General features: G+C 36.1%; 11 protein-coding genes. 10 read left to right on the forward strand and 1 reads right to left on the reverse strand.

The window, feature by feature from the left end; genetic code table 11:
- The first annotated feature begins 5 nt into the window (after positions 1 to 5).
- The 9 genes from FOA19_RS20450 to FOA19_RS20490 all read left to right on the forward strand — a co-directional run bounded on the left by FOA19_RS20450 (position 6) and on the right by FOA19_RS20490 (position 9466).
- On the forward strand, positions 6 to 773 hold the full coding sequence (locus FOA19_RS20450) for an MBL fold metallo-hydrolase (RefSeq protein WP_149092690.1): 768 nt from the start codon (positions 6 to 8) through the stop codon (positions 771 to 773).
- Positions 774 to 1270: 497 nt separating this feature from the next.
- Entirely contained in the window at positions 1271 to 3268 is a 1998-nt protein-coding gene (locus FOA19_RS20455) for a Piwi domain-containing protein (RefSeq protein WP_149092691.1), read from the forward strand.
- A gap of 83 nt (positions 3269 to 3351) precedes the next feature.
- Positions 3352 to 4293 (forward strand): PD-(D/E)XK nuclease domain-containing protein, encoded by a 942-nt coding sequence (locus FOA19_RS20460; RefSeq protein WP_223808999.1) that lies wholly within the window; start codon positions 3352 to 3354, stop codon positions 4291 to 4293.
- Between the two features lie 43 nt (positions 4294 to 4336).
- On the forward strand, positions 4337 to 4972 hold the full coding sequence (locus FOA19_RS20465; protein ID WP_149092693.1) for a Shedu anti-phage system protein SduA domain-containing protein: 636 nt from the start codon (positions 4337 to 4339) through the stop codon (positions 4970 to 4972).
- Between the two features lie 156 nt (positions 4973 to 5128).
- The gene (locus tag FOA19_RS20470) at positions 5129 to 6535 is read left to right on the forward strand and encodes a hypothetical protein (RefSeq protein ID WP_149092694.1); all 1407 of its coding nucleotides are present in this window, start codon (positions 5129 to 5131) and stop codon (positions 6533 to 6535) included.
- A 184-nt stretch (positions 6536 to 6719) separates the two neighbouring features.
- Positions 6720 to 7346, forward strand: a complete 627-nt coding sequence (locus FOA19_RS20475) for a hypothetical protein (RefSeq protein ID WP_149092695.1) — start codon at positions 6720 to 6722, stop codon at positions 7344 to 7346.
- Positions 7347 to 7359: 13 nt separating this feature from the next.
- On the forward strand, positions 7360 to 7875 hold the full coding sequence (locus FOA19_RS20480) for a hypothetical protein (protein WP_149092696.1): 516 nt from the start codon (positions 7360 to 7362) through the stop codon (positions 7873 to 7875).
- 124 nt (positions 7876 to 7999) lie between these two features.
- Positions 8000 to 8860, forward strand: coding sequence for a tetratricopeptide repeat protein (locus tag FOA19_RS20485; protein WP_149092697.1), 861 nt, complete (start codon positions 8000 to 8002; stop codon positions 8858 to 8860).
- A gap of 51 nt (positions 8861 to 8911) precedes the next feature.
- A complete protein-coding gene (locus FOA19_RS20490) occupies positions 8912 to 9466 on the forward strand; it encodes a hypothetical protein (protein WP_149092698.1) in 555 nt (184 codons plus the stop codon).
- Here FOA19_RS20490 and FOA19_RS20495 read toward each other — a convergent pair.
- Positions 9463 to 10956 (reverse strand): phage integrase SAM-like domain-containing protein, encoded by a 1494-nt coding sequence (locus FOA19_RS20495; RefSeq protein ID WP_149092699.1) that lies wholly within the window; start codon positions 10954 to 10956, stop codon positions 9463 to 9465. The two genes, FOA19_RS20490 and FOA19_RS20495, sit on opposite strands and share 4 nt — an antisense overlap.
- A gap of 1154 nt (positions 10957 to 12110) precedes the next feature.
- On the opposite strand from FOA19_RS20495, the gene FOA19_RS20500 reads away from it, so the two are divergent.
- Positions 12111 to 14177, forward strand: a complete 2067-nt coding sequence (locus tag FOA19_RS20500; RefSeq protein ID WP_149092700.1) for an ATP-binding protein — start codon at positions 12111 to 12113, stop codon at positions 14175 to 14177.
- Positions 14178 to 14603 lie beyond the last annotated feature (426 nt).

Below are 14603 nucleotides of genomic sequence, written 5' to 3' on the forward strand. Positions count from 1 at the left end.
ACGATATGGCAACAAAAACAAGTATTCAGTTAGTCAGAAATGCTACATTGGTAATCAATTATGCTGGTCAGAGAATTTTGGTTGACCCAATGCTGATGCCAAAAGACACTATAGACTCATTTACTGGAAAGGCGAGAAATCCTATGGTGGAACTACCGATGCCTATTGATGAAATCATAAAAGACATCGACCTGGTGCTGGTTACGCACACCCATCCAGACCACTTCGACCCTGCCGCAAGTGAGGCTCTGGACAAGTCCGTTAAGCTGATAAACCAACCTGCCGATGAAGAGTATTTTCAGAATGCTGGCTTCACCAATGCCGAGACGGTAAGCGACAGTACTGAATGGAACGGCATCAGCATCCACAGAACTGGTGGGGAGCATGGAAGCGGTGAGGTTTTAAAACACATGGGTACAGTATCTGGCTTTGTGCTGAAAGCGGAGAATCAGCCTACTGTTTACATCGTGGGTGATAGTATCTGGATTGAAGAAATTGAGCAGAGCATTCAAAAGTTCAAGCCAGATGTTATCGTGACTAACTCGGGTGGTGCAGCTATGCCAGGATTCGAAGACACACTTATTCTAATGGATGAAGAACAGACGATGTCTCTGATAAAAGCAAGCAGTGAGGCTAAGGTTGTGGCCGTGCATATGGAAGCGCTGGACCACTGCCGCACAACAAGAGCATCGCTGCGGCAGGCTGCGGAGAAGTCTGGTATCGTAAACAGCAAATTGCTTATCCCACAGAACGGGGAAGAGGTAGCATTATAGGTTGAACATTAATTCGTTTTACACAGCATTGATTGTCTGGAAGCGTGCTATGAGTTCTTCATCAGCACCTGACATGTGTGACTTGTGCTATATAATCGCTCAGTTTACTAATGCAATTAAGATGCCTGCCTCGAAAGAGGCAGGCATCTTTGTTATGATGGCGACCTTATAGCCCTGAACAAATAGAATACACTAATAATGCTTTACGACTCCCTTTGACAATACGAGCAGTCAAGTAACGTAACTCATTGGCAGATGATGAAAACTTACTTAGATATCTTTAATGACTTATGTGACCGTGCTACACAAAGTAAAAGCCGTTCTACTTTATCAATGACAGTAGACAAGGTAACATTCGTTATTTTAACATAGCTTTTTGCATATGTTTTATCTTAATTTGAGTAATAGCTCACCTAAGTTTTATTGTTGCCGAATAATCCTGGTTCATTGGACAACAACTTATACTCTTATCAGGCAAATTCTTAATCCTATATTCAATGAGTGGTTTATTTCTGAACTTTTACCAAGTAGAGGTTCCATTAAAAACAATACCTATAAACTTTGTTAAGTACAGTTCATATTCCACCAGAGAAGAGTTCCAAGCTTTAAAAGCTGTATACCCTAATTGTATCTTCTACCGTGAGGATGATAGGATTCTAATTTGGTCAATCAATGGTACTGCTGACTACCCTAAAGGTTGTCAGCAGGCAATGATAGATTTGGAGCAAAAGCCAAAGGTGCTTTCCAAGATTTTAGAGACCTCTATATTAGGGTATCTTAATAGTATCAACAAATATAAAGTATCAAAAAACAGACACACAAGCACCTGGGAAATACTATCACCGAAAGATATTTTGGGTGGCACCATACAAGGACTGACAGTAAAGCGGATAGTCCATTTCTCGCCATGTTATTTTAGAAAGGATAATAAACTCTTAATAGGTTTTTCTCTGTCTACTTCCCTGAAGAATTCATTTACATGGAGTAAATCTGATTTCGAGAATCATGGTATTGATGTGCTGGGTCTGAAAGGTGATGATGAAAGAATTTTTGCCAACAAGCAGTCTATTAAAAGATTCTTAGAGGCGAGAGGTGCTGAAGCCAATTATGATGTGGCTTTAAAATCTGAAAATGATAATTCCACTTCTTTTGCTTTAATAGATAAGTTTTACAACTGGATTTCAAAGAACAAGGCTAACATTACCCTACCGTTCGACCTGGATATAAACTCAGTTAACAAGCGATTTCTGCCGTTCGAAAACGAGCTGATTAAATCTGAAATTATAGCAAAGCCCCAAAGGTACTTTTATAGTAATAGAAGAAATACACAAGGTCTTACATACTATGACCAAATGGTAAAGGCTTACCAACCCTTCTCTTTAGAGCTTTTTCAAAACAGAAACCTAAGTCTTGGCTTAATCTGCCCACTGGAATACCAGGGTGAAACTGAGGGTTTCGCTAAAAAGATAGAGTTGAAATTAAAAGAAATATTCCACTTCAAATCAATAAGCTTTGTCTTCAAGACTATCAATGGGAAGGATGTTGAAAGCTACAAGGACGTCTTATACGACTCAGATTTATTGAAATGTGACTTAGTGTATGTTATTGTTAACCAAGCCCAAGAGAAGCTGCTTCCGAATATCTCCCCTTATTACGTCTGCAAGGCAAAGCTCATAGGGAATGGTATACCAACACAAGACATCCAGATAGAAACAATAAGACAAAATCTTTCAGGCTTCACCCTTACGAACATCTCTTTGAATTCTTATGCCAAATTAGGTGGTACGGCATGGACAATCGAAAAAGAAGACAAGCTAAAGGACGAATTAGTAGTAGGCATTGGTTCAACTGTTTCTGAGAACGGTCAATTTGTACTTGGTATCGCACAAATATTTCACAACGATGGCAGGTATATGACAGGTGATTGTTCACCCCTTTCATCATTCGAGAATTATGCAGAGAACTTAGAGCATCACCTTTACAAAGTACTTCTTCCATTGATTGACCAAATGAATGGGTCAGGCAGATTCCGACTAATATTCCATTTGTTTAAATCTGCAAGTGAGCAGTATGAAATCAAGGCTATTAGCAACCTTAAAGAAAGGCTGTCTGGATATAACTTTGAGTTTGCATTAGTACATCTTGCATATGGCCACAACTTTAGACTCTATTACAATGATGGGAGGAATGCAATAAGCACTGGAACCTATATTCAGTTATCTAAATTATCCGCTCTTCTTCATTTTTTTAATAAAAGTGATTTACCTCTTAAAATAGAATTGGATAGCCGTTCAACATTCACAAGTTTGTTCTACCTCTCCAAACAGGTTTTTTGGTTCTCGCACCTTTCCCACAGAAGTTATATGCCATCCAAAAGAACAGTTACTATCATGTACCCATCGCTAATGGCCAGAATGACGGAGGAATTGAAAAAGGTTGATGGTTGGGATTATGACAGACTAAAAGCGGTAAGCGATAAGTTGTGGTTTATCTAAAGGAGGTCATTAGGCATAATAGAGATAGCATACTTAATCAAAAAACTATTGAGTCAGTCGCATACCTGTCTCTAACAGAACCAGTGGAATTGGACAACCATGATTTTGACCTATCTCCTGAAGAGGAAGTATCACTGAGTGGTTATAAGGGTAAGACAGTGGATGCGGATATAGTCAAGGCGATTATGGGGAAACGAGCATTGAAGGGTATTGACGCGACCTCAAATATTTATAAGTTTTCTGGTCTTTATCTCGCTTCTAAAGTAAATTTAAAAGAACACCTTAAGAATAAATACCAGATAAGTGATTTGCTTCAGAAGTACTTTCTCACAAAGGTTGAACCTGCCCTTCTTGACATTCTAAGGGGTGAGCTTGACAAGCACAGTGATGATATTGCCCTATGCTCTATTAAACGTGTTCTGGATTGTGGAAACGTTTTGGAGGCTGAACTTGATGCGTCTATTGATGGGCTGACCAACAATGGATATGATGTCAAAACACAGATTCTACTTGAAGATTTGGAGAAGACGCTACTCAGAGTTAAGTATGTAAACAAAAGCTCAGATGACATTGTGCGGGATGTTCTATACAACTTCAGCAATGCAATTCAAAAGATTATCAAAGACAGAAGAAAGGGACATGCTGCATTCAATATAATGGACGAGTATGATGTCCAAGACATATTGTATGTTATTCTGAAATCAATATTCCCTAACCTACGGGATGAAGACCCAATACCCAAGGTTGGTGCAAAGTCAACTAAAATTGACCTTATTCTAAGGGAAGAGCGGATTTTGATAGAGGTTAAAATGATTAAACAAGGTGATTCTAACGAAACCCATTTTATTGAGCAGCTAAAGGTTGATTTTGAGTCTTACCATGAGTGCAAATGGCTTGACAAGTTGTTCTGCTTCGTCTATGACCCTTACAAAAAGACAAAAGACATCTCCAATTTTAACGACTTGAACGGAAGCAGAGTAAAAGGTGACCACGGCTATAATGTAGAAGTTATAGTCAGAAACTGAATAATTCATAATTCCTCGTCCTTTTAATACAGCCAAAAGCTTTATGAGAATTACACTTAATCAACTTCAGGATGAATATGAAAGCCTTTTGGACGGTCCGATTCAAAAGGAAGAAGTTTATCATCAGTTTTTTGTTAAATATCCCATATTCCTGCCATTATGGAGACCATGCAATAATATAGTCTATACAAAATTGAATTTTTCCACTCAGCATCAAGTAGATTTTGCCTTCGCAAGAGAAAATACTCCTGGGCTAACCTGGTGTTTTATTGAAATAGAGAAGCCTACCCACCGACAATTTACGAAGAGTGGAAATCCTACGAAGGAACTAACCCATGGCTTAAGGCAATTACATGATTGGCAAGAATGGGTCAATATTAATAGAACACAAATAGAAAATTACTTTCCCTTTCATGATAAACTTAAATCAAGTAGACTGGCTAAACCAGAGTATAAACTTATTACAGGTAGAAGAGAGAATGCAGAAGGAAACCCGTTGATTGAAAATTTGGCGCCATCTTTTATTGAAATCATTTCTTTTGATAGATTGAAAGAGAATTTGGAATATCCATATATCAATTATAAAGAGCCAATTAAGGTATGTAGTTTTGTTAATGGTAAAAATAAGGTACTATCAAAATTTAAAATTAACTACAGCTATTCAATTGAGTTAGGGTGATTATTCTTTAACTTTTTTATTTTAATGATTTTTTAGGTTATATCATGTTTGGAAAAGTATTGTCAATTGTTCCTTATGTACCAATTGAAAGTAAAACATATTATGGTGAGACAAGGGTAAATGTTGTTGATTCAAATTTTAAAAGAATAGTTTTCGATGGTGGTAAAACTACATATTATTTTTTTTGATTCTAGTTTTGAAGATTTGATTATTGAAAATCAGGAAAATATTGAGTTTGAAGAGGTGAGTTTTCATTTTTTTGGATGTGTTATTAATGAAATAAACATAAGTAGAATACAATCTAAAAATATAAGTATTCATTTTGCAAGCTCTATTTTATCAGGAAAAATTAACGCAAATCATTTGAAAGGTGTTTCATTTAATAATTGTTTGTTAAAGGATTCAATATTTCTTATAAATCAAAATAACATTGATATCTCCTATACTGAAGAAAATATATTCCCACTTGTATGGAAAAAAGTACTTAGGAAATTAAGAGTTAAGAGCTTTTTAGAAGCAGTTCCTGAAAGTCAAAGATATTATATTGATAGTGCAAAGAAAATAAGTTATAGAACTAATGAAGTTAAGAGGGATAAGGATGGTGTTTATTATGATAAGTATCAAAGAAACTCTTATTATAAAATTGGATACTATTTAAATCCTGATGAAAGAGAATTGCTTAATATCAGTCTATCCATTGATTATACCCAAGAAAATGAAGATGTATTAACAAAAATTAATAATTCATATTTAAACTCATTATCCTTTTCAGGCTATTCAGGTGGTAAAGTATATGTTGAAAACTGTAAGGTTGAAAATTTGTATATAAGAGAATATTCTTCTAAAGGAGAAACTACCTTTTTTAATGTAGGCCCATTAGGATTGGTAGAGAAGGAGAATAAAATTGAAATTTATAAATCAAACTTAGATAATACATGGTTTGACGATATTGATTTTACTAAATTCAAGATTGTTTCATTTTATAGAACTAAGTTTGGTAAGGCTGTCTTCACTTCATGTGCCTTTCCAAATGATTATACAAGCTTTGATAAATTTAAGAGTTTAGAAAATGTACATTACCCTGATAAAAAATCTGATAGCTATTATAAAAATCAATATGAAATATTTTTACAGTTAAAAAGTATGCTTGAATCAACAGGTAATTTTTATGAATCTCAAAAGATGCAGGCTATCTCTAACGAAGCCCTTAAGCAAATTAAACATATATCTTCTTGGGATAAATTGATACTTTGGATTAATGGTAAATCAAATAATCATGGTTTGTCAATTAAACTTCCATTAATGTATTTTTTTTCTTTTTCAATTATCCTTTATATAATTTACTTAATGAGTTTAGGGAGAATGTTTAATAAAAATGATGTTGATTTAAATTTGGTTGGTTATTATTTTTCATTTATAGATATAACACATCGGGTAGATTTTCTTGCAAATAAAGAGGAATTTAATCCAATTTCTTTATGTGTTGACTTTTTTAATAAAATTATTTCTGGCTTTTTTATTTTCCAGTTTGTATCTGCATTCAGGAAATATGGAAAAAAGTAGTAGATAAATTTTGAGTGACTCCTGATTTTATTTAAATTTTAAAGCCTCACTCTTGTTTCCACTCTATATATTCTCAATTTAATTACTGCTTTATTGAATATTTATATAGAGAATACATGTGTATTATTAAACTGAGTAGTATACCTTATGCCTACTTTCTCAAACCGTTAAATTTAAATCAATAATGGGTAGGGATGGAGCAAAAGACTTTACAAGTCCATTGTGCAGAGCAGATGCAACACTTAAATCTGGGCAGGAGAAGCTGACTTTTAATGGTCAGGAGCAAAACTTTTCTCTACTTGATTTTTGGAAATGGAGCGTCTCCGACATATTAAGCAATGCCACAAGAGGGCGATTGGCAGAGTTTATCGTAGCTACCGCAACAAGCATTGATATTAGGCAGGTAAGGAATGAATGGGGTGCCTATGATTTGGAAACACCCAACGGAGTTAAGATAGAGGTCAAGTCAGCAGCTTACCTACAGTCATGGGAACAGAATAGGCTCTCTACAATTTCATTCAGCACAAAGCTCTCCATGCCTTGGGATTGGGAGATAGACAAGCGTTCTACAGTTGCTGTTCGCAGTGCGGATGTCTACGTCTTCTGCCTACTTCATCATGAAGACAAACGGACAGTAGACCCGCTGAATATGAATCATTGGGAGTTCTATGTACTGGCTACTGAAGAACTTAACAACTACAAAAGAAGCCAGCACTCAATCACCTTGAACTCTTTGAAAAAGCTAACTAATGCAGTTCTGTACAATGAGCTTGACCAGGAAATTAAGGAAAAAGATAAGTTGAATCTATAGTGGATAATAGTATATGGCAAATGTTAGCGAGGTAATAGCGGGTATCGAAAACCGAGTAAATTATAACAAGAAACAGGGTGTAACGGTTAAAAAATATGTTTTAGATAGTAATTATAATTTAACAGAGTGCGGTCAACCTCACGAGCCTTTTAACTTGAGTCAAATTTTTGTTTATACTTTTTATTATATACTTGAAACCCATGTAACTATGGGAGGGAACATTTACTGGAAGCCAAACTTTGAATTGCTGTTTCTTAATTATAATAATGAAGAAATTGAACTTGAAGCAAATGGGTGGAAAGTTATAGACGTTCAAACTTTTGGGGAGGATTATAATTATCCCCAAAAGCAGGATATTAAGTTTAGGTTGCAAGATTTACTCGGTGGTAAAACGGATTGGCATAGTAATAAGCAAATGTATGGAGGCTACGAAGAAGTCTTTAGAGATAAAATAGAATACATAGTTTATTGTTTATTGCAGGCATCTGAGTTTGATAGTGTAGATGCTTATGTTAACTCAGGTAATTGAATTTTAAAAGGTATCTATAATTTATATGTATAAAACTACCACTATTCCTTTGCTTTTGGCTATGTGTATTAATAGTTATTGATATTAAGGTGTTATTTGATATTTAATATAGTAATCAATCGAAATGAAATTTGGAATAAGAAAACCTTCTTTTAAAAAAAGAATAGCAGCACGAACTTCATGGAAAAGGTATGTCAGACATAATCTTGGATTAAAAGCTCCTAAGGGGTTTGGCATATTTACTAATCCTAAAAAAGCTATTTACAATTATGCTTATAACAGGACTTCGGTAAGTGTAGATAGGTTGTTTAAAACTTCTAATAAATCAAAAGGGAGTGGTGGTAGTTTTGTTGCTGCGGTTATTTCTTTATTTCTTCTTGCCATACTACTAAACTTTGTAATTGAAAATTGGATTGTTATATCAGTAGTTATAGTAATACTATTGGTTCTTTATCTTATTTTAAATAATTATAACGAAAAAAATGACCCCATTAAAATTGTAATGGTATTTTATGAAAAGAAAGAATATGACAATGCAATAAGTTTTCTAAATGGCGAAATTACAAGAGACCCTAAAAATGTAGTTCTAATTGATTTGTTAGCTTCCGTTTATGCAGAGAACAAAAACTATGGTAAAGCAGTAGAAAATTTTAATTTATTATTGTCTATGCCACTGGATGATAGTTTTTTAGAACAGATAACTAATAAGCTTTGTTCGGTTCACTTAAACCAAAATATGCCTGATAAAGCAGAATTGTTATTTAACGCAAGAGTTTATAGGAAAAGAAATTTATCAAGTGATATGTTAAGTATCGCTTTGAGCTTGTCAGATTACTATATTAAAATAAACGATTTCTCAAAAGCTAAAAGATTATTAGATAAAATAATAAAATCAAAAGTTCCAGAATTTAATAGTCCTATCAATAGGAGTGATAATTTTACGATAAGACAAACTGCACTGCAATATTTATCAAAAATTAATTAATTGCTGTAATATGTCTTTGTTTTAGGTTGGATAAAATGATAAATAATGAATATGCCTAAATTGAGATACCAGTATTCAAAATTTATCCTTTTGCTATTGATGGTTATAGGCTGTACGCCCTCTTACTCACAGAAATTCGAAAGTGATACTTACTCTAAAGAAGAGCTAATCAAACTCAACCAAACGTACATTAAAGTATTAAGGGAGCATCGGAGCAAGGCTGCTGGTATGGAAGTAGTAGTTAAGTTTGATACTGCGACTATGTACACCGCACATGCTTTTGCTTATAAGTTAAAAGCAGAAGGTAGGATTGGTCACCCGCCTTCTAACATAATAAACAAATACGGGGTGGCTGAAATTTGCCAAGGATTGAGTGCGGACGCACTTAAGTATTACCGAGACAGAAACTACGAAGCCCTTGCACGGTACGTCTACATGGTTTTCTCCTTTTCTCCAGGACACGCCAAGATTCAGCGCAGTTCAAAATATCTTTATATTGGTGTTGGATGTAACAACCATGCTTTCGTAGCAAGGCTTAGAGATAGTCCAATGCCCAAGGAGCTTGCGGAGAGCGAAAAGCAAAAGCTTTCTATGCATAACTTTTAAATAGATTTCTCTACTTCCTTCATCTCTTTTAACATTCTAATTTGGTTTACTTTTGTGGTTATAACCTTTGCGGTAGTGTTTATATCCTTTCTTTTGTACCCTTGAAGTACCTCGCTATCCTTGCTACCCAGCATATCTAATATGGTTTGGTCTTCACAGCCTTGAAGTTTCCAATAGTTGATGAATCGTCTGCGATTACAGTGAGACGAAAATAGGTTGTACTTATAATCTGTAATGGTCTCTTTTTTATCGAATCTCTCCTTAATATGGGAAATAGGTTCTTGATGTAAGTCGTATTTTTTATAAAATTCTTTCAATAAAGATTTTATGTCTCTATTATATACGGCTTCGACTACGAAATCTAATTTATTAGAGTAGCGACTCAAGATTTCTTCAATGCGTGTGTCTAATGAAAAAGGTATCACAAACTTACCTTCATTCTTTTCAGTTTCCCCAGTCAATACCTTTTCACTACCCACTTCAGTGATTTTCCAGGATGATGCATATATGTCTCCGTACCGTAAACCTGTACAGCATTGGAATATAGTTATGTCTATAAGTCTTTTTTTAGACTCTGTTAGTTGACTTCTGTATTCATTATATAAAAGTTCAATCTCATTATCTTCAAGATAGATTATATCGTCTTTGGGCTTTCTATAAACTGGATAGGTTTCATATACCAGATTTACATTTTTGACATTCTTTATCCTTCTACACCAGTTAACAAACTGTTTCAATTTTTTGACTTGCCCTCCAAAGGTATTATTGACAATTTTTGCTTTGCCTTTCATCCTGTTGAACATTAAGTAAGTTCCATATCTGCTATAAAAGTCAAAGTCTAACTGTGAAAACAGAAGTGGCGTGTTGGTCTGCTGACTAAATTCTAAAAGATTAGAAACCCAAGATTTGTACTGTTTAAAAATTGGTCTGTTCTCATACATCCTTGGAAATTCAATCAGTAGCTTCTTGAATTCTACCTCTTCTTCATCAAGTTCTATAATAACACCTTCAGCTTTGAACTGCTCCAACTCTCTATTTATGTCGCTGAGTGTCTTTGTCAGAACTTGTTTTTTCTCAATTGCTTCCTCAGCGCTAAAGATTGAATGAAGTTTTCTTGCCTTTACTTTAGTTTCTTCTCTTTTAACAATAGCTTCCTGCTTAGCCTCTTCCGCTTCTATTTCTTTTAGTCTTTTAAGATATAAGGCTTTTACTGTTTGAAAGGACTTGTCATTAGATGTTTTAGCCACACTTTCTAAAACTTCGCAATGCGTAAGAATGAGTTTGTTGAGAAGGTAATAGTTGGACTTGGTTCCCTTCATCAAACCAGAGATGGTGTCAAAGTCATTTTTATCAACTGCTATGACTTTGCCATCAGAGGTTTTTAATGATATATTATTAGGAACTCCACCTATGGTGTACCTAATAGTTAATGGGTATAATCCGCTTTTGTTCTTCTTGGTAGTAAGTGCGCCCTTGATTGTGAAACTCATTTTTCTGGTTTGTAGCTATTATCCAATAATATATGCAGAATCAAAGTTAATTAAATTGTCACTAAAACACACGTGTATTGTCACTAACAGTGGATAAAAAAATAGCTTTAAGGTATATTTAAGGGGTTTTGTTTAGTGGTGTGAATCCCAGCGGGATCACTTTTTAAAGCCTCTCATTTTTGAATGAGAGGCTTTTTCTATTTTGTAGTCTGGGGCTTTGCGCGAATAATAGCTTCGGCACAGCCATATCCTTCCCGTTAATATTGTGAATACAGCCTAGTTTTTGGGAATAATCCTTAAAGCGTACACCTTCTCTGTTTCTCTATCCTTTAAATACAAAATCCTAGGCCATTATAAAATTGACCAACTGAAGGGTGAAGTAGAGGTAGCTGCTGCTTCTGGTAAGTTAAGGTGGCTTAGCTATTGCACACCTCAGCTAGGCTATCAAGTCTTTCTTAGATAAGCGGAGCAATAAGGGTGCTTGGTAAGTAGCTTTTCACTTTACTTCTCAACTTTTCTACTTTTTAAACCAGGTTCATAGCAACAGACGCTTCTGTTCGGCTTCTCTGGGCTTATGTTGGGTAAGCAAACTCCTCAGGAAAGGAGCCTTTTTAACGTCTGGGAGCAGGCAGTAATAAGGTAACTTATTTTTAATATGAAAGATGAAACCTTTTGTGCAAGAGCCGTTTATAATTGTTTGCAACTTCTTGTTCCCCCTACAAGAGGTAAGAGTCTTCAGTCGGTTTAATTAGGCTATGCTTTACAAAAGGGCCCTGAGTTAGCGTAGCTTGAAAAGCAGTCCTTAATTTTCTCATTAGATTTTCAATTGGCCTTTTGCTTATGTTGGAATTAGCGAGTTAAGGTAATGCTTTAAATAAACTATTGTTGATTTGATAATTACACACACTCAATTGGTTAAGTGAACGCAATTATTTAAAAGTAAAGCTTGGGTTATAGGTTAAACTATCAAAAATAACCTCAAATGCAACTAAGGCTAAATTTTACTATTAATATGAATTAACTAATATTAAAATTTAAATTATGGACAAAATCAATAATTATTTCAGATTAAAATTTAAAATAATATGTGAAAACAAAACTTAACTAATAAATTATTGTATATTTGGTTTAGGGAATAAGTAAATGAATTGTTTATGAAGTCTGCTCCAATCATCGTAGAAGAATCTCAAAGTCTGAATGAGTGGCAGTCCTTGCAATTCCCAAGAACTGCCAGCAATCCTTTGTATTCTAAGCATTTAGAAGGAATAGACACGCTATTTAGAATACCTCCTTCGTTTTTAACGCTCAGCAGTTTTGGCCAGTTTATAAAGTCTTTTCTTGCTGTCGCGAAAGAGCAGTGGTTTTCTCTGCTATCCAACTCAACTGATAAACTCTGGAAAAGGAGGATGATGGGTGTAAATGAGACGCTCCCCATAGGAGCGGCTTTTCAGGAGGTCTCTGATTCTTCTACCGGGTTCTATGTTTTCAGAGATTATTCTCTTGAACATATGGAGAGAGGAAAGGTGTTTGGTGGTCATTCATCGTTGACGGCACCAGCCCAATATTGCCTACAGAGATTTGAAGGGGCTTCTAAATTACCTTTTATCTCTTTCCATCAAAGCTTCAACTCAGGCCAGGTGCAAACCATTGCCCGTTATAACAAGATAAGTCAAGTGCAGCAGACAGGTTCCTTAGGGGCAGAGGTGGGATCTTTGTTAGAGGCAGGCTTCTGGGAGTACACACCAGACTCTGGGGCTTTCTCCTGCTCTGAGTTTGTATATGAATTATTGAATATTCCGGACTCCATTGCCTTGAACGGCTTTGAGGCACTTTTGCCTTTTCTAGCACTAGAAGGGCAAGCGAATTTGATTCATGCCTGGGAAAACCTAGTGATGAATGGCGAGGAACTCAATTGCTTGGTAGAGGTCTCAAACAATGCAGGTACCTTCTGGGTGAGAGTGAAAGGCAAGGCCATCACTAAAAACCTGAAGGGAGCCAAAATCATTGGTACCATCCAAGATGTGACGGAGTATGTTGTAAAGGAGAAAACCCTAATCTCTGAAAAAATAGCAGCAGAACATGCCGCGCAGTTGAAAGCTGAGTTCGTCTCCTACATGAGCCATGAGGTCCGGACTCCGCTCAATGCCATTATGGGGCTTACGTACCTTCTATTGCAAGAAGACGGTATGAAAGAGGAGCATAAGGAAAACTTAAACTCCATCCATTTCTCCTCCCAAAGCTTACTTGCTTTAATCAACAATACCCTTGATTACTCTAAAATGGAGGCTGGGAAGGTTGAGTTGGAGAAGGTGAACTTCCATTTGAAAGACCTGCTGAAAAATACGCACCAAGCGCTTTGCCTACGGTCTATGGAGAAAAAAATCAATTTTGACCTTTCTATTGATCCGCGCACGCCATCAGAGGTGGCAGGGGACCCTGTCAGGTTAATGCAAATTCTAAACAACCTGCTGAGTAATGCCATCAAATTCACGGACCATGGCTCCGTAAAATTAGGGGTGGAGGTAATTTACCAGAATAACCAGGAGTGGGTTCTGGAGTTCTCCGTAACCGACACTGGGATTGGTATACCCTTAGACAAGCAGGAAAGTATTTTTGAAAGCTTTACACAGGTAAACTCCTCTACCCACAGGCAATATGGTGGCACCGGATTGGGCCTTTCCATTACCAAAAATTTGGTGGAACTCCATAAAGGAAGTATCCAGGTGAAAAGTGTACCGGGTGAAGGTTCTCGTTTTTCCGTTAGGTTAAGGTTTGTAAAACCTCAGGCGTCTTTGGTTACGCTTCCAAAGAGCGGTGGCAACAAAATTCCTTTTACAAAATTGAGGGGAGTGAAGATTTTGGTTGTAGATGACAATGTCATGAACAAAACGGTTGCAACTAAATTGCTTACCAACTGGCACGCGGAAGTTGACACCGCAGAAGATGGTCTGGTGGCTTTAAGCAAAATGGATTTGGCCGCGTATGATCTTATTTTGATGGACCTTTACATGCCTAACCTTGACGGTTTCCAAACCGTTTCAAAGTTGCGTAAAGCTGGGCATCGCCTTCCGGTGATTGCCTTAACAGCCAATGCAAGCGAAGGTGAACGCAAAAAGATTTTTGAGGCAGGCGTAAATGACTACCTCACCAAGCCCTTCGTTCCTCAGGATCTATTCAATAAATTACTGCAGCACTTAGACTCAAGCAAGATTCTTAATTAGAAAGGTATGCGCTCAAACTGCTAGAGGTAAGAGTTCTGTTAATTGAAGTCGCCGACCTGAAGAAGGAAAGTTTTAGGCATGGTGCTCTAAAAGATTCATATTTATGTGACACTCTCAGAGAAATTGCTACAAAATAGCAACCTGAGCTAATGCAACTGGAGTAGGAGAATGCAAGCGTCCTTTAAAATAAGGGTTCATTAAGCGCATGCAAAACAGACCAATCCTTTTCTTCCTACTTAAGCTAACCCCTTTCAAGTCTTTAACTAAAACTGCTGTTCCCAGCTTTGGGCATTGGGTGATAGCAGCCATCAAACTAGTATAGAACGTATTTAATGAAATGATACAAAAGTACAAGCTGCGCGAAATACGGATTCTTGAGAAAGAAGCTGATAATTGAGGATGTATGATGCAAAAACAGTTAACTAT

Source organism: Rufibacter hautae (genome assembly GCF_008271695.1).
Taxonomy (GTDB): Bacteria; Bacteroidota; Bacteroidia; order Cytophagales; family Hymenobacteraceae; genus Nibribacter; species Nibribacter hautae.